The sequence below is a fragment of the Streptomyces sp. NBC_01591 genome (genome assembly GCF_035918155.1).
Taxonomy (GTDB): domain Bacteria; phylum Actinomycetota; class Actinomycetes; order Streptomycetales; family Streptomycetaceae; genus Streptomyces.
In genome coordinates this window covers 8,007,414-8,023,305 of sequence record NZ_CP109327.1, presented here as the reverse complement: position 1 = coordinate 8,023,305, position 15,892 = coordinate 8,007,414, and the positions used below count along the sequence as shown (strand labels likewise).

Sequence of the window (15,892 nt, the reverse complement as noted above, 5' to 3'; positions counted from 1 at the left end):
AATCAGCCGCGGTGCCGGTGCAGGGCGACGTGCACGGTGTCGAGGGCCTGGATGAGGGCGGCGCGGGCGGCGTCCGTGTCGCGCAGCGGATCGAGCACCATGAAGTCGTGGATCGTCCCGTGGTAGCGCATGGAGACCACCGCAACGCCGGCCGCACGGAGCTTCGCCGCGTAGGCCTCACCCTCGTCGCGTACCACGTCGGCCTCGCTGGTGACCACCAGTGCCGGGGGGAGTCCGGTGAGCTGTTCCAGGGATGCCCGCAGCGGTGATGCGGTGGCCTGGCTCCGCTGCCGCACGTCGGGCAGGTACTGGTCCCAGAACCAGCGCATGGTCTCGCGGCCGAGGAGGTAGCCGTTGGCGAACTCCTGGTACGAGGGAGTGTCGAAGCCGGCGTCAGTGACCGGGCAGAGCAGCACCTGCTGCAGCAGCCGTACCCCTCCGCGCTCCTTGGCGAGCAGGGTCAGTGCCGCCACCAGGTTGCCGCCGGCCGAGTCGCCCACGGCGGCCATCCGGCTTCCGTCCAGGCCGATTTCGCCGCCTCGCTCGCAGATCCACTTCGCGACCGCGTAGCACTGCTCGACGGCGATCGGATACTGCGCCTCGGGGGCGCGCTCGTACTCGACGAAGACCACGGCCGCGTCCGTGCCGAGGGCGAACGCGCGCACCAAGCGCTCATGGGTGCCGGCATCACCCAGGACCCAGCCCAGCCCGTGCAGGAACAGCACGACGGGGATCTTGCCGACGCTGTCGGCGGGCCTGACCACCTGCACCCGTACGTGACCGGTCGGCCCGCCCGGCAGTGCGAACCACTGCGTGGATGTGGCCTCCTCGTCGAGGGGGTCGTCCTCACCCTGCAGCCGGGCCAGGCCCAGCCGGGCCTGTTCCGGGTCCGGGCCGTGCGCCGACCGTGGGCAGGTGTGCCTGTCCACGAACGCTCGGGTGGTGTGGTCCAGGACCGGGTGCCGAACGGACGGAGGGGCGAAGTCGGTCACACGATCTCCTGCCGAGAGGGCCAAGGGGGCATGAAGCGAAAGGGTTGTTCGGTGCACCGGGTGCCTGGTCGAGAGGCGGAAAGCGATGCGGCGGCTGCCGGGCGGGGGCACTGCAGCCGCGCGCACAGGGCAGCCCGCACGGCTCCGAGCGGGCACCCTACCCCCTGGATCGTGGGAGGTCAGCCCCCCGGTCGGTCGGCCACCGTGGACGACGGCGCCGGCGTGCCCGCCGGAGACCGCCCGACGTCGCCCTGGGTGGTGCGCAGGTCGCGCCATTCACGGGGGGAGACGCCGTAGGTGGCGCGGAAGACCCGGCTGAAGTGGGCGGGGTTGACGAAGCCCCACCGCTGGCCCACGGCGGACACGGTGGGGGCTGTCCTGCCGCGGCTGGCCAGTTCCCGGCCGCACTCCTCCAGGCGCCGTTGCTGGATGAGCCGGCCGACGGTGGTCCCCTCGCCTTCGAACAGCCGGTGCAGATACCGGACGGAGATCCGGTGCGTCCGGGCGATGCGCTCCGGCGACAGGTCCGGGTCGCCCAGGTTCCGGTTGATGTGGTCGCGGACGCGCAGCAGCAGGTGGCTGCGGGCGGTGTCCGCGACCGTGCCGCCCGGGTGGGCCCGCTCGGCGATCAGGGTGGCGAACAGGTCGACGACGTTGCCGGCCAGCCGGTTCGCGACAGCCGGCGGGTAGCCGTCGACCGAGGAGGCCAGGGTGGCCAGGAAAGGGAGCAGCATCGCGCCGAAGCCGTCCCCGGTGCCGATGGCGTTGCCCGTGACCTGCCGGATGTCGCTGTCCGGCACGCCCAGCGTGCGGCGGGGCAGTTGGAAGACGTGCGTGGCGAACCGCTGCGGATAGTCGAAGGAGTACGGCCGGGTCGTGTCGTACACCACCAGGTCTCCCTCGCCCACCTCGGCCCGCCGGCCGTCCTGGATAAAGGTGGCCGTGCCAGATATCTGGACACCGACTGCCACCAGCGCCTCGGACGATCGGGCGATCAGTGCCGGGGTGCGGCTGACCCGCTCCGCGTCGGCCTCCATGGTGGAGACCTGGAGATACCCGAGGCGGTCGGTGGCGATCCGGCCGTCGAACGGGCCGTCGCCCCGCGGGGCGACCGTCATCGGCACCAGCGTCCTGCTCACCGCATCGTTCCAGTACGCGACCTTGTCCCGGTCCGGCACGGAGGCGGTCGTCAACACCAAGCTCAAGTTGCTCTCCGCTCAGGGGAAGTGACTTTGGGGCTGCAACGGACGGGAACAGACGGACAGCCGCACCTCCCCGGAAGGCGGCGGCCGGTGCCCGGCAGAGCCGGACGGCTCGTCGTACGGGCAGCGACCTCGCTGGAGCGCAACCGGACCGCTTCGGCGAGGCCCGGGTTCCCGCCCGCAACGAACAGCCAAGCAGCGGACCACTTCTATCTCCAGGCAGAAACACTGGCAGAAATCGCGGGAGCGGACGAGCACGTCCGGTGCTGTGCTGCGCGCGGACTCCCAGTTCTACAACGCCGGAGTGATCGCCACCTGCCGCCGGGCCCGCGCCCACTTCTCCATCACCACCGGCATGAACCCCTCCGTCAAACGGGCCATCACCACCATCCCCCGACCAGGCTTGGCAGCAGATCGCCTGCCCCACGGCAGTGCCCGGCCCCGACACCGGCGAGCTCGTCTCGGGCGCCTGAGTCGCCGAATCGAGGCTTTGATCGGGTCCGACTGGTCTGCGTCAGGCGGACGAGTCTGGCGAGGTCCTCTCTGTCGAGGCCGGCTGCGGTTGGCGTTCAACGGCCCAGTAGGCAAGAGCGGCCAGCGGGAGAGCGGCGCCCAAGCCGGTCAGGCCGGCCCAGCCGGCAGCGTGGTAGACGATCGCCCCGAGCTGGGAGCCGATCGCGCCGCCGACGAAGAACATGGCGATGAAGGCGCTGTTGAGGCGGGCGCGGGCGGTTGGGTCGAGCTGGTAAACGGTGTGCTGCCCCAGGATGAGTGTCGTCTGCACAGCCATGTCGATCAGGATCGCAGCCAGGGCGATCAGGACGATACTGCGCCCGCCCAGACCCGCGACAGCAAAGGCCAGCGCGGTCACAAGGAACGCAGCCCCGGTCATGGGACGTACGAGCCCTCGGTCGGCCCAATGCCCGGCGAACGGAGCGATGGCTGCTCCGGCTGCGCCCACGAGGGCGAAGACGCCGACTCCGACCGGTGAGTAGTGGAAGCGGGGACCGGTCAGAACAAACGAGACAGTGGTCCAGAACGCACTGAACGCGCCGAACATCGCCGCCTGGTACAGCCCTCGACGCAGCAGCGCGGGATGCGTGCGCACCAGCTGGACGGTGGAGCGCAGCACGTGGTGGTACGGGATGGATGTGGTGGGTGCGTGCTGTGGCAGGGCCGCACGCAGGGCCACCGTGAGCACGGCCATCAGAGCGGCGGAGCCGAGGAAGACGACGCGCCAGCCTGCGATGTCGGAGACCAGGCTGCTCAGGGTTCGTGAGAGCAGAATTCCGGCGAGTAGACCGCTCATGACCCGTCCGACGATGCGGCCCCTCGCATGGTCCGCGGCCAGGTTCGCCGCGAAGGGCACCAGGATCTGAGCCACGACGGAGGTGGCACCGCTGATCAGCGACGCGATCAGCAGCATGGGGAAGCTCGTGGCGAGGCCGGCTGCCACGAGGGCGAGGGCCGTGATCATCAGGAGGACGGTGACCAGATTGCGCTTTTCCAGCCGGTCGCCGAGCGGAACCAGGAAGATCATGCCGAAGACGTAGCCGACCTGGGTGAGCGTGATCAGTATCCCGGCCGTGGCTGTGCTGATGTGGAAGACACCGCTCAGCGAGGACAGCAGAGGCTGGGCGTAGTAGAGGTTGGCGACCGTCGTCCCGGACGCGACGGCCAGGAGCGCGACCAGCCAGCCTGGCACGCCTTGTGTGGCCTCGATGGACCGGGGCGAAGTACGGAGGTTAGACCTTGTGGACATGTGCACCTTCTTTCGTCACGCAGGCACAACCACGGGTACGCCGCTTTCACTTCCTCACCAGGAGCGATGATCAGGGATATCAGTCATCTCCAGCAGAGATGACCAGCAGCGTCGCCCGGTACCTGTTGGGCATGCAATGGCGGAAACGATCAACGTCACAGCACGGCTGCCAGCCACTGCCGGATCTCAGGGGTCACAGGGTCGGTGATGTCGTCGAACTCGTCATGCTTTTTGAGGAATTTCGCGACGTAGGGGCAGACAGGCACGATGCGCCGCCCCGAGGCGCGGACGTCGGTCAGCGCCCGCTGCACGAGCTGTGAGGCCAGGCCCAGCCCGGCGTAGGAGTCGTCGATTTCGGTGTGGTAGAAGACGCGCTGGTCGGCGCTGTCGCGGTAGGCGGTGAAGCCGGCGACCTCGCCGTCCACCAGGATCTCGTAACGGTGCTTGTCGGCCACTCGCTGAACGATCGGAGCGTCGGCGGGTCGTGTCATTGCGTGCCTCTCAGGCGTGTCGGGATTGTGCGTGGAGTGAGGGTTGCGTGGGGCAGAGCGTGCGACGCTGTCATGGCGGTGGCCGACTGTCTCCACCTGTGAAGGAGGCCGGACCGAGTGGAGGCGGGCCTCAACGGGCTGCCTCGAAGTACTGCGAGAAGAAGACCGAGCTGTCCATACCGCGGCATGCGGCGTCGGCCTGCCATTCCCATACCCGCAGGAGCGGCTTGGTCTGTGGCTTGGTCCGTGTCTTCATCGAATTCTCCTTCCATGTACCTGCGGAGCTGTTGGGGGAGGAACAGTTCCATGACCTGACGGGGAATGCGCTGGTTGGGTCTATGGCTTCAGCGCGGCGAGCTGCGCCTCGAAGGGCACCGCGACGGGGCTCTCGCCGGCCGGCGTCCCGACCGTGGACAATCCGGTCATCAGTGCCGCCAGTTCGCCCGCGGCCCGTTCGATCCGGCCGTCGAGCCCTTCGGCGCCCCAGTCCTCGGAGGCGGCGTACACCCCGGTCGGAACGACGACGGTCCTCAGGTACGCGAAGAGTGGGCGCAGCGCGTGGTCCAGGACGAGGGAGTGCCGGGCGGTGCCGCCGGTCGCGGCGATCAGCACCGGCTTCCCGGCCAGGGCGCCCTCGTCGTGCACGCTCAGCGCGTCGAAGAACGACTTGAACAGCCCGCTGTACGAAGCGGAGAACACCGGCGTGACGACGATCAGGCCGTTGGCCGCCGCCACCGCGTCGAACGCGGCGCCCAGCGCCCGCCCCGGGAACCCGTTGGTGAAGTTGTGCGCGATCTCCACGGCGAGATCGCGCAGCTCGACCACGGTCACGTCCGCCGAGGTCCGCTCGGCGACCCGGGCGGCCAGCCGGTCGCCGAGCAGCCGGGTGGAGGACGGAACGCTCAGCCCTGCCGAGACGACGACGAGCTTCATGCGCGGACTCCTTCCTTCGCGGTGGCCAGCAGGGACGTGTGGGTCGGCGCGTCCGGCACATCGGCCGGACGGTCCTTGGCGAACTCCTTGCGCAGCACCGGCACGACCTCCTCGCCGAGCAGGTCCAGCTGCTCCAGCACGGTCTTCAGCGGCAGCCCCGCGTGGTCCATCAGGAACAGTTGGCGCTGGTAGTCACCGGCGTACTCGCGGAACGACAGCGTCTTTTCGATCACCTGCTGCGGCGAGCCCACCGTCAGCGGCGTCTGCTCGGTGAACTCCTCCAGCGACGGGCCGTGCCCGTAGACCGGCGCCACATCGAAGTACGGCCGGAACTCACGCACCGCGTCCTGCGAGTTCTTCCGCATGAACACCTGCCCGCCCAGACCCACGATCGCCTGCTCCGGCGTGCCGTGCCCGTAGTGCGCGTACCGCGCCCGGTACAGCTCGACCATCCGCTTGGCGTGGTCGGCCGGCCAGAAGATGTTGTTGTGGAAGAAGCCATCACCGTAGTACGCGGCCTGCTCCGCGATCTCCGGCGAACGGATCGAACCGTGCCACACGAACGGCGGCACCCCGTCCAGCGGCCGCGGCGTGGAGGTGAACCCCTGCAACGGGGTACGGAACTTGCCCTTCCAGGTGACGACGCCCTCTCGCCACAGGCGGTGCAGCAGGGCGTAGTTCTCGATGGCCAGGTTGATGCCCTCCCGGATATCCTTGCCGAACCACGGATACACCGGGCCCGTGTTGCCGCGCCCCATCATCAGGTCCATCCGGCCGTCGGCCAGGTGCTGGAGCATCGCGAAGTCCTCGGCGATCTTCACCGGGTCGTTCGTGGTGATGAGGGTGGTGGAGGTGGACAGGATCAGCCGCTCCGTCCGCGCCGCGATGTAGCCGAGCATCGTGGTCGGCGACGAGGGCACGAACGGCGGGTTGTGGTGCTCGCCCGTCGCGAAGACGTCGAGCCCGACCTCCTCGGCCTTCAGCGCGATGGCGACCATGGCCTTGATGCGCTCACGCTCGGTCGGCGTACGGCCCGTGGCCGGGTCGGGGGTGACATCACCGACGGTGAAGATGCCGAACTGTGTGGAGGTCGTTTCGCTGTTTTGGGTCACTCGGAATTCCTCTCGGGTGAATACGAGCTGAGTGAACGGCTGTAGTGCAGTGCCCGCCTGGGCGTCCAACAGGGTGCGACCGGGGCGGTCCGTCAGCCTCTTCTGCCTGTGAGCTCGCTGATGGCGCGGTCGAGGTCCATGTGAAGGCTTTCCGCTCCTTCGGGCACCAGTGCGCAGGTCCGCCGAAGGAATGCAGTCACCTCCGAAACCGCCATTTCGACCAATGCTGTGCCGGCGAGGTTCCTCAAGACGACACGCAGGGAGTGCGGATGGCAGCGATACCGAGGAATGACCAGCACGTCACCGGAACCGGTCGGCCGGCGCAGCCCCTCAGTCACCAGCTTGCGAGCGAACACCCAGTCGACGGGGCTCTTCATCGGCGCGCCGAGGGAAAGGCGGATGGCATAAGGGTCCGCCATGTCGTAGTACAGCTCCGCGGACAACGGAGCGGGCGTGCCCTTCGGGACGCTGACGTGCGCCGTCACTGTGCACGTGACCGTGCTGAGACGCTGATCCATGGTTGCCCCAAAGAATGATTGCAGAAGCGGTTTTCTACGCCCGACCCTAAATTCGGGTGGCTGGCACAGGTTGTCGAAGAACGCACGGAGCATTGCCCGTGAAAGAACTATGTTCCGACGAGCGTCTCCATGAATGCCGCCGCCCCAACGGCAGCCGTTCCGGCAACGACGCGGTGCCTTGTCGGTGGACATAGGGCCGGGGATCGCCGCACAGGCCGCCTGTGGTCGGGGTAAGCCGTCGACCGGCGTCGCACCAAGCCCGATTCAACCGGCGGTTGTCCGGCGCCCATGGGCAGGAAGCCGAGTCCGGCCGTGGTGCACTGCCGGGCCCCACACGGTGCACGGAGTGACAACTGGTCTGCTCGGCGCCTCATTACCCTGGCCACCGCCCCGTGAGCGACCATCCGAGGAACACCCATGCCCAAGCAGACCGTTGCCGAGCAGTACGTCGACCTCCTGGCCCGCGCCGGAGTGCGCCGCATGTACGGGGTGGTGGGCGACAGCCTGAACCCCGTCGTCGACGCGATCAGATGGCACGACGCCCTGGAGTGGGTCCAGGTCCGACACGAGGAGGTCGCGGCCTTCGCTGTCGGCGCCGAAGCGCAGCTCACGGGCAGGCTGGCGGCGTGCGCGGGGTCCTGTGGGCCAGGAAACCTGCATTTGATCAACGGCCTGTTCGATGCCCACCGGTCGATGGCTCCCGTCCTCGCGCTGGCTGCGCAGATCCCCAGCGGCGAGATCGGAACCGGGTACTTCCAGGAGACGCATCCTGACCGGCTGTTCGAGGAGTGCAGTCACTACTCGGAACTGATTTCCTCGCCCCGGCAGATGCCGCGGATGGTGCAGACGGCGATTCAACATGCGGTCGGCCGGCGCGGAGTGTCCGTCGTAGCGCTGCCAGGAGACATCGCCGCCGAGAACTCTCCGGTCGGCGGGGCCGAACTCGCGATGCCGCTGGACCGGCCCGCAGTCCGTCCGGCCGATCAGGAACTGACCCGGCTGACGGAGCTGGTGGACGCCGCCGAGACGGTGACGGTGTTCTGCGGCCAGGGTGCCGCCGGTGCCCACGCCGAGGTGATGGCGTTCGCCGAGAAGGTCAAGGCCCCGGTCGGCCATGCGCTCCGAGGCAAGGAACACATCCAGTACGACAACCCGTACGACGTCGGCATGTCCGGACTGCTGGGATACGGCGCCGCGTACGAGGCCATGCACGAATGCGACCTGCTGCTGCTCCTCGGCACCGACTTTCCGTACACGGACTTCCTGCCACGGCACGTCAGAACGGTGCAGATCGATGTTCAGCCCGAACGGCTGGGCCGTCGCACCCAGTTGGACTTCGCCGTCTGGGGAGACATCCGTGAGACGCTGCGGTGGCTGATCCCGGCCGTGCAGGAGAAGCCGTCCCGCCGGTTCCTCGACCGGATGCTGGACCGGCACGTCCACGCTTTGGAGGTTGCCGTCGGTGCCTACACCCGCAACGTCGACAAGCACACTCCCATACACCCCGAGTACGTGGCGGCGGTACTCGACGAGGAGGCTGCCGACGACGCGGTGTTCACCGTGGACACCGGGATGTGCTGTGTGTGGGCCGCCCGCTACCTGACGCCGAACGGCCGCCGCCGCATCCTGGGCTACGACGACGGCAACACCGTCATGGCGAACCGCATCGTCGAGCGAGCCTGGGAGTGGACCGACGGCGGACGTCTGCCGCTCATCGTCGACGCGTCGTCCTGCACACTCGGCATCGGGCAGGAAGTCACGCCGTATCTGACGGCCGAGAACCTGCGCAAGCACCGCGCTCTCACCGTGGTGGACTCCGTCGTCTGGGCCGCCACCGAACTGCTGCCGCACCTTGAGGTGACCGACCCGATCGACAGCGTGGTGCTCCACCCCACCTGCTCCATGCGACACCTCAAGGACGTCGACCAGCTTCAGGCCGTCGCCGAGTTCATCGCGCGGGACGTCCAGGTACCCGTCTACGCGGAGTGCTGCGGCTTCGCCGGCGACCGGGGACTGCTGCACAAGGAACTGACCAAGGCGGCGACGGCACACGAGGCCGCCGAGGTCACCTCGGGCGCGTTCGACGCCTGCCTGTCGGCCAACCGCACCTGTGAGATCGGCATGCAACACACCACGGACCGCCCCTACCAATCTGTGCTGCTCGCACTCGAACGTGCCACTCGGCCCACCAGCTGAGCACCGGCGCGGGCCACCCGCTTCGGCGCGGAACCGCCGCCCGCAACTCGACCCTCCATCCAACAGGGAGCCCGCCTTGCGCATCGCCAATCTCGCCGGCCGACTGGTCGTGATCACCCACGGCCGGGCGGCCGACGTCCACACAGCCAGTGGCGCACTGTTCTCCTCCGACCCGCAGGCGGTCTACTCCCGCTGGGACGAGTTCCGCGCCTGGGCCGCCCGGGCCGACCTCGGCGGCGGGGTCCCCTTCGACCCGGCGGGCCTCGGTGCGCCCGCGCCCCTGCAATCAGAGAGAAAGAAGAAGAGATCCCACATGACCAGATACCTGACAGGGACGCGCACCGGCCTCCTGGCCTCGGTCGTCGCGGCGGCCCTCGCCATGACCGCGGCCGGCCCCACGACCGCGGCCACCGCCGCCCCGAAGCCGGACGTGCGCTTCGTGGCACACCTGGACATCGCCGACGGACAGCGACCGGAGAACATCACTCTGGAGCCTGGCGGCAGCGCCGTCGTCACCTTCGCCTACAGCCGTCAAGTGGCCCGCATCCACCCCGACGGCCGGGTGCACGTCCTCGCCACCCTGCCCCAGCCTCCGGCCGGCGCCGACACCCCTGCCCTCTCCTCGCCCTTCCTCGGCGGAATCGTCCGTGCCCACGACGGGACCCTGTACTTCCTGTACGCCACCGGCAGCAGCGACCTGACCGGCCTGTGGCGACTGCGCCCCGGCGACGCCCCTCAGCGCATCGCCGCGCTCCCGGCCGACGGCCTGCCCAACGGCCTGGCCCTCGACCGGCACGAAGGCCGGCTGTACGTGGCCGACTCGGTCCTCGGCACGGTCTGGCGGGTGCCCGTCACCGGGGGCACGCCCACCCGGTGGGCCACCGCCCCCGAACTCGCCGCCGCCGGATTCCTCGGAGCCAACGGCATCAAAATCCACAACGGGGCGGTCTGGGTGTCCAACCTGGACAAGGGCACCGTGCTGCGCATCCCGGTCACCCGGTACGGCACCGCCGGCCCCGTTGAGACCCGGGCCACCGGCCTGATCAACATCGACGACTTCGCGTTCACCGGCCGCGGCGACACCCTCCTGGCCGCCATCAATGCGGACAACGAGGTGGCCCTGGTCAGGCCGGGCGGCAGCCACACGGTCGTGCTGACCGGCGCCGACGGGCTGGAGAACCCGACCTCGCTCGCCGTACGCGGCAACACGGCCTACATCGCCAGCGGCGCCTACTTCACCAACAACGACCCCAGCCTCCTGGCCGCACGGATCACCCCCGCCCAATAAGCCGGCCCCGCGCCGGTGCCGCCGCACCTGCCCGATGCGGCGGTACGGGGCCCCTAGGTCATCAGATCCGCCGTACGACGAGCGGGCGCCGCGGCTGCCGCATGCGGCAGCACCCAACACCGGACCAGAAGACAGAGTTGATGGACCAGCAGGACACGCAGCAGGCGGCAGCCGCCGCACCGCCCGCGTTCGACCGCGACGCATTCCTGGTCGTCCCGGCCAGAACCTTCGAGGACCCACGCATCGGCGAAGTCTTCCGAGCCCCCAGCCGCACCCTGACAGACGCCCACGCCGCGGCCTTCCAGACAGTCTCCGCAGACAACCACCCGGTGCACTACGACGCCGAATGGGCACACAGGCACAGCCACTCAGCACCGGTGGCGCACGGCCTGCAGGTGCTCGCCTTCACCGCGCCGGGCGCCACCCTGCTCCCCCACTTCATCGGAGAGGTGTTCATCAGCTTCCTCGAACTGTCCTGCACCTTCCTGGCCGAAGTGCACTCCGGAGACACTCTGTACCCGGCGCTCACCATCACCGGCCTGGAGCCGCAGGGCGACAACGGTGTCGTAGTCACCGCGGCCACCATCCGCAACCAACGCGGCGAACTGGTGCTGTCCGGCCAGCACAAGTACCTCCTGCGGCGTCAGTGAATCCTGAGGAAGCAACGTGACGCACCGTAGAACCCTCCTTGTCGCGCTCGCCTGTTGTGCCGCGCTGACCGGGTGCACGAGCCACACACCGGACGACGGCAAGGGCATGCAGGCGGTGGCCGACGCGGTCGACCTGAAGAGCGTCGACTGCGCATCCGCGCCGAACTGAACCGCGGCACCGGCCGTGGCTCGAGCACATGAAGCGGTCCTGTCCCCAGCAGCGCGTCCGGCGGGGACAGAACCGGGACTGCCGGTGCCGGCGGCCCATGCCCATGCGGTACTCCCGCCTTGATGTCACCGATCCTGCTCCGCCTCCGAGCCGCCGGTCCGGACGTACCGGCGGCTCGGAGAAGGTGGCGGCACGGGGCGTCAGTGCTGCAGCACGGTGTCCAGCCACTTCAGGACCTCGGGGGTCACCGGGTCGGTGATGTCGGCGAACTCGTCATGCTTCTTGAGGAACTTCGCCACATAGGGGCAGACCGGCACGATGCGCTTCCCTGAGGTGCGTACGTCGTTCAGGGCCTGCTGTACGAGGATCGAGGCCAGGCCCTGTCCGGCGAAGGCGTCGTCGATTTCGGTGTGGTAGAAAACGCGCTGGTCGTCGCGGTCGCGGTACGCGGTGAGGCCTGCGGTTTTGCCGTCCACCAGGATTTCGTAACGGTGTTTGGGGTCCACTCGCTGGACAGTCGGAGCGGCGGCGGGCTGCGTCATCGTATGCCTTTCAGGGGCGCGTCGGGTTCTTGCGCGGTGCGATGGTGGCGTTGGGAAGGGCGGGCGCGGGAAGGCGGTCGCCGTCGTAACCATCGACCTTGCCGAAGCGGTCGGATGCGCTCTGCCACGCTTCCCTGGCCTCGACGATGTCCTCGTGGCTCCGGCCGATGAAATTCCACCACATGACGATCTGTTCCTCGAACGGCGTCCCGCCGAGCAGGACTACTCGAGCATCGTTATCCGTCTCGTTCGCCAGCGTCAGTGTGTCGCTTCCCGTGCCGAGGTAGCCCAACTCCGCCGGGCGCAGGATTGTTCCAGCGATACAGACTTCCCCGTGGTCGACGAGAAGGCCGTACTCGAAGCCGGTGTCGATGGCGAGTGTGGTCGTCGAGCATGGCTCAAGGATGATTTCGGCACCGAGCAGGGGCGTGAAGGTCCGCACCGGAGAGGTGCCACCTGCCAGCGTCCCCAGGAACACTCTGACTTCGGCTCCGTCCACCCGGACCGGGCTCGGGACGTAGTGCTGGAAGTCACGGCCGGTGTGCCGGTGTTCTTCGGGAAGCGCAACCCACAGCTGGACGCCGTGGAGGATCGTGGTGCGGGTGGTGGAGACTTCCGAGTGGCTGATTCCGTACCCGCCCGTCATGAGATTCAGCTCTCCGGGTCTCACGAGCGCGTGGCTGCCCATGCTGTCCCGGTGCTCGATCTCCCCGCTGAACAGCCAGCTCACCGTCTGCAGACCGGTATGAGGATGGGGCGCGACGTCCATGCCGCCCGTGTCGGTGACGTCGTCGGGGCCGTAGTGGTCGACGAAGCACCAGGCCCCGATCAATGTCCGGGCCCGCTGTGGCAGCGTACGCCGTACCGTCATAGCCCTCGGACCGCCCAACGGGACGTCCCGCGCGGAGAGGACGTCGACCTTCGGCGCATGCTGATCACGGTCCGAGGCCCCGCAGTGAAGTTCGGCGGGCTCCCTCTCGACGTCGCTCATCGCACGTCCCTCCCAGGGATGATTTCATGTTCAATGATCACGTCTGATGGTAAGCCGACGCCCCATCAAGCACACGACAAGACGAGCGGGCCCGAGCGTCCCATGAAGGAGTCCAGGTTGAGTGGCACTGTGGCAGACCCCGTGAGCAGGCGGGTCTTCGTGGACAAGCAGAGTCCGAGTGCCTACCACGCACTGGTCGAGACCTCCGATGCGGTCCGCGCGGTCGCCTCCGACGCGGGGCTGGACCGCACGATCGTGGAGCTGATCAACCTCCGCGTGTCACAGATCAACAACTGCGCCTACTGCCTCAGCGTGCACACCCGGGCCGCGCTGCGTGCGGGCGAGACCACCCAGCGCCTGGGCGTGCTGGCCGCCTGGCGCGACACTGAACTGTTCACGACACAGGAACGTGCGGCGCTCGCCCTGGCGGAGGCGACCACCGAGCCCGCGAACGCTGTCGCACAGGAGAGCGCCTACGCCGCAGCCCGCCAAGCCCTCACCGACGACGAGATCTCCGCAGTGATCTGGGTGGCGATCACCATCAACGCGTTCAACCGGGTCTCCATCATGAGCAAGCACCCCGTGCGCGGGACCCCCCAGCAGTGATCCGGTCTCTCCCCGGCCGGGCGCCGAGTCATCGGCCGTACGCAACGAATTCCACCAACCACGGAGGGTGACCAAGGCGGCCTGGAAGTCGAGGTGATGGCCTCGCGGTTGAACGACAAGCGCGTCGACGAGGCGACCGGTGAGCGCACGTGGTTCTCCTCGTGGCAGGCCGACCACACGGCATGGGACGCGACCTGTCCACCACCGGCTCCGTCTACGTCCGGGCCACCGGCGGGCCGCGCACCTGGCCGTCGGAGACGGCGCACTCGACGCCGAGGAGACGGCCGCGGTACCGGCCCGGCAGGGGCACTCACACACTGAGTCAGTCCGGCGGAACGTGGCCGAGGGCATCGCGCAGTTGGACGCGGCCCGTGATGCCGAGCTTGGGGAAGATCTTGTGCAGGTGGAAGCCGATGGTGCGGGGAGACAGGTAGAGCCGGGCACCGATGTCCCGGTTGGTCAGGCCCTCTGCGGCGAGTTGGGCGATCTGCAGTTCTTGCGGCGTCAGGTCGGCCACGGCTTCGGGCGCTGCCGAAGGCGCCACGGCCACGCCCGCCGCGCGGAGTTCGGCAGCGGTGCGCTCGATCCAGGGGCGTGCGTCCAGCCGTTCGAAGATCTCAAGGGCGGTGCCGAGCAGGGGGCGGGCCTCGGTGCTTCGCCGGCGGCGCCGCAGCCACTCGCCGAAGTCCAGGTGCGTGAGGGCGTGCTCGAAAGGCCATCGAGCACCGGCCAGGTCGACCGCCGTCCGGAAATGGGTCTCCGCGTCGTCAGGATCGCTCAGCAGGGCCGAGGCACGATGCACGATCGCCTCCAGGCGAGCGGAGCGGGACTCGCCAAGGGTCGCCTCGGCGGCGCGGAGCACGGTGCGCGCGTCATCCGCCTGTCCGGCTCGGACGGCGGCGGCGGCAAGATCGGCGAGGCAGTAGGGGGAGGCATGGTAGTGCACGGGTGCAGGGTGGAAGTCCCGGGTGAAGGCCTGCCGGAACTGCTCGTACGCCGCCGTGTGGTCACCCTCCGCGAGGGCTGCCATGCCGAGCGCGTGACGGTGACGCACGTACAGGCTCCTGGACTTGCGCAGGTCGCGTCCGCGGACGGCCGCGTCCGCCTGCGCCCGCGCGCCCGCGTGGTCCCCGCGGGCGGCGCGCAGCGTGGCCTGGAGGAGCGGTGATCCCACGGTGACATTGTCCGCGCCTGCCTCTGTCGCCATCCAGAAGGCGTCTTCGGCGGCAGACTGCGACGCGGTCCAGTCCCCGCTCTCGAACAGCGCGAGGGCGAGGGCTTGCGCGACGGTGCAGTTGGTACCGGCCGTCGCAGTCCGTCGCAGCTGGTCCCTGGCCTGGCCGAACAGACGCACGGCCTCGTCGGTTTCGTCCAGTATCCAGGCCGAGGAACCGAGCGAGACGAGGGCGGTCAGAGAGCCGTCCGGCATGGCGTCCACTGCCTGGGGCAGGCTCTTCAGAACCCGCTCACGGTCCGTGAACGGGCGGCTGACCGCGTGTGGCCACACGCGGTCGGTCTCGTCCGGCTGCGGCGCTATGAGGTCGCTGATTCGGTGGATTTCGTGCCGGTAGCGGGCGTCGCCGGAGTTGTATGCCGGGGTCGCTGCACTTCTCGGCGAGAGCGTATCGGGCATGCAGTTCATCGGCCCGAACTGGCGCTCCGTCAGCCTGGACGAGAACCGGGCCACACATGCCCGGATGCTGCGGGCATGCGGTCTGACCGCGATGGCCCTCGGTGACGGGGACAGTGCCTTCCGGCACTTGCGCGCTCTGTTCGGGGACGACGGCTCGCCCCTTGATCCCTTCCTTTCTCCCCGCTGCATCAGCGAACTGGCCGCCGCCGCCCAGCGCGTCGGCCGGCAGCAGGAAGCGGCGCGCATCCTCATGGACGTGCGAGAACGCCAGGGCCCCCGGCCGACGACACGGATGACACTGCTCATGCACCATGCGGCGGCCCTCGTCGATGACGATGCCGAGCCCGAGCACCACTTCCGGCTGGCCCTGGTCAACCCTGAGGCGGTCAAGTGGCCCCTGGAACGGGCCCAGGCTCGTTTGCACTATGCGATCTGGCTGCGCAGGCGCAGAAGGCCCCTGGAAGCGCGCACACAGCTGACCGCGGTTCTGGAAGTCGCTACCCGGCTGGGCGCCGGGCACCTTGCCGCCTCGGCCCGCAGCGAGCTGCGCGCGAGCGGGGTCACCCACGCTCCCGCGTCGGCGGACCGGTTGGCCGAGTTGACCGCCCAGCAACAGCAGATCGCGCGGCTGGCGGCGAACGGCCTGTCGAATCGGGAGATCGGCGAACGGCTGTTCCTCTCGCCGCGTACCGTGGGCTCGCACCTCTACAACGTCTATCCCAAGCTCGGCATCAGCAGCCGCCACCAGCTCCGCGACATTCTGCTGCACGACGGGTGACGTGCGCGAAGCAGCAGACGCAGCCTCGG

General features: G+C 68.9%; 16 protein-coding genes and 2 pseudogenes. 7 read left to right on the top strand and 11 right to left on the bottom strand.

Annotated elements, in window-relative coordinates; all coding sequences use genetic code 11:
• Window positions 1–2: 2 nt before the first annotated feature.
• The 8 genes from OG978_RS37050 to OG978_RS37015 form a co-directional block, all read right to left on the bottom strand.
• Window positions 3–992 (bottom strand): alpha/beta hydrolase, encoded by a 990-nt coding sequence (locus tag OG978_RS37050; protein ID WP_326769429.1) that lies wholly within the window; start codon window positions 990–992, stop codon window positions 3–5.
• Window positions 993–1,171: 179 nt separating this feature from the next.
• A complete protein-coding gene (locus OG978_RS37045) occupies window positions 1,172–2,197 on the bottom strand; it encodes a helix-turn-helix domain-containing protein (protein ID WP_442817794.1) in 1,026 nt (341 codons plus the stop codon).
• Between the two features lie 511 nt (window positions 2,198–2,708).
• The gene (locus OG978_RS37040) at window positions 2,709–3,956 is read right to left on the bottom strand and encodes an MFS transporter (RefSeq protein WP_326769428.1); all 1,248 of its coding nucleotides are present in this window, start codon (window positions 3,954–3,956) and stop codon (window positions 2,709–2,711) included.
• Window positions 3,957–4,111: 155 nt separating this feature from the next.
• Window positions 4,112–4,447 carry a GNAT family N-acetyltransferase gene (locus OG978_RS37035; RefSeq protein ID WP_326769427.1) on the bottom strand — a complete coding sequence of 112 codons (336 nt, stop codon included), beginning with the start codon at window positions 4,445–4,447 and terminating at the stop codon, window positions 4,112–4,114.
• A 130-nt stretch (window positions 4,448–4,577) separates the two neighbouring features.
• Window positions 4,578–4,703 (bottom strand): hypothetical protein, encoded by a 126-nt coding sequence (locus OG978_RS37030; RefSeq protein WP_326769426.1) that lies wholly within the window; start codon window positions 4,701–4,703, stop codon window positions 4,578–4,580.
• An 80-nt stretch (window positions 4,704–4,783) separates the two neighbouring features.
• Window positions 4,784–5,380, bottom strand: coding sequence for a CE1759 family FMN reductase (locus OG978_RS37025; protein ID WP_326769425.1), 597 nt, complete (start codon window positions 5,378–5,380; stop codon window positions 4,784–4,786).
• Window positions 5,377–6,492, bottom strand: a complete 1,116-nt coding sequence (locus OG978_RS37020) for an LLM class flavin-dependent oxidoreductase (protein ID WP_326769424.1) — start codon at window positions 6,490–6,492, stop codon at window positions 5,377–5,379. The genes OG978_RS37025 and OG978_RS37020 overlap by 4 nt, the downstream gene beginning before the upstream one ends.
• A gap of 92 nt (window positions 6,493–6,584) precedes the next feature.
• Entirely contained in the window at window positions 6,585–7,010 is a 426-nt protein-coding gene (locus tag OG978_RS37015; protein ID WP_326769423.1) for an SsgA family sporulation/cell division regulator, read from the bottom strand.
• Between the two features lie 417 nt (window positions 7,011–7,427).
• On the opposite strand from OG978_RS37015, the pseudogene OG978_RS37010 reads away from it, so the two are divergent.
• The 4 genes and pseudogenes from OG978_RS37010 to OG978_RS36990 form a co-directional block, all read left to right on the top strand.
• Window positions 7,428–9,197 (top strand): annotated as a pseudogene (locus tag OG978_RS37010) (thiamine pyrophosphate-binding protein); the annotation flags it as partial.
• A gap of 322 nt (window positions 9,198–9,519) precedes the next feature.
• The gene (locus OG978_RS37000; protein WP_326770270.1) at window positions 9,520–10,494 is read left to right on the top strand and encodes a hypothetical protein; all 975 of its coding nucleotides are present in this window, start codon (window positions 9,520–9,522) and stop codon (window positions 10,492–10,494) included.
• A 140-nt stretch (window positions 10,495–10,634) separates the two neighbouring features.
• A complete protein-coding gene (locus OG978_RS36995; RefSeq protein ID WP_326769422.1) occupies window positions 10,635–11,144 on the top strand; it encodes a MaoC family dehydratase in 510 nt (169 codons plus the stop codon).
• 16 nt (window positions 11,145–11,160) lie between these two features.
• Window positions 11,161–11,313: a hypothetical protein gene (locus OG978_RS36990; protein ID WP_326769421.1), complete on the top strand. Its 153-nt coding sequence runs from the start codon at window positions 11,161–11,163 to the stop codon at window positions 11,311–11,313.
• A gap of 200 nt (window positions 11,314–11,513) precedes the next feature.
• On the opposite strand, the gene OG978_RS36985 is transcribed toward OG978_RS36990, so the two are convergent.
• Both OG978_RS36985 and OG978_RS36980 read right to left on the bottom strand, forming a co-directional pair.
• Window positions 11,514–11,855 (bottom strand): GNAT family N-acetyltransferase, encoded by a 342-nt coding sequence (locus OG978_RS36985; RefSeq protein ID WP_326769420.1) that lies wholly within the window; start codon window positions 11,853–11,855, stop codon window positions 11,514–11,516.
• A 10-nt stretch (window positions 11,856–11,865) separates the two neighbouring features.
• Window positions 11,866–12,846, bottom strand: coding sequence for a pirin family protein (locus OG978_RS36980; protein ID WP_326769419.1), 981 nt, complete (start codon window positions 12,844–12,846; stop codon window positions 11,866–11,868).
• A 117-nt stretch (window positions 12,847–12,963) separates the two neighbouring features.
• On the opposite strand from OG978_RS36980, the gene OG978_RS36975 reads away from it, so the two are divergent.
• Both OG978_RS36975 and OG978_RS48435 read left to right on the top strand, forming a co-directional pair.
• Entirely contained in the window at window positions 12,964–13,452 is a 489-nt protein-coding gene (locus tag OG978_RS36975; RefSeq protein WP_326769418.1) for a carboxymuconolactone decarboxylase family protein, read from the top strand.
• Between the two features lie 37 nt (window positions 13,453–13,489).
• A pseudogene (locus tag OG978_RS48435) lies at window positions 13,490–13,614 on the top strand (IS256 family transposase); the annotation flags it as partial.
• 160 nt (window positions 13,615–13,774) lie between these two features.
• On the opposite strand, the gene OG978_RS36970 reads toward OG978_RS48435, so the two are convergent.
• On the bottom strand, window positions 13,775–15,085 hold the full coding sequence (locus tag OG978_RS36970) for a helix-turn-helix transcriptional regulator (protein ID WP_326769417.1): 1,311 nt from the start codon (window positions 15,083–15,085) through the stop codon (window positions 13,775–13,777).
• Between OG978_RS36970 and OG978_RS36965 the strand changes: the two genes are divergently transcribed.
• Window positions 15,084–15,863, top strand: a complete 780-nt coding sequence (locus tag OG978_RS36965) for a helix-turn-helix transcriptional regulator (protein WP_326769416.1) — start codon at window positions 15,084–15,086, stop codon at window positions 15,861–15,863. The genes OG978_RS36970 and OG978_RS36965 overlap by 2 nt on opposite strands.
• Window positions 15,864–15,892 lie beyond the last annotated feature (29 nt).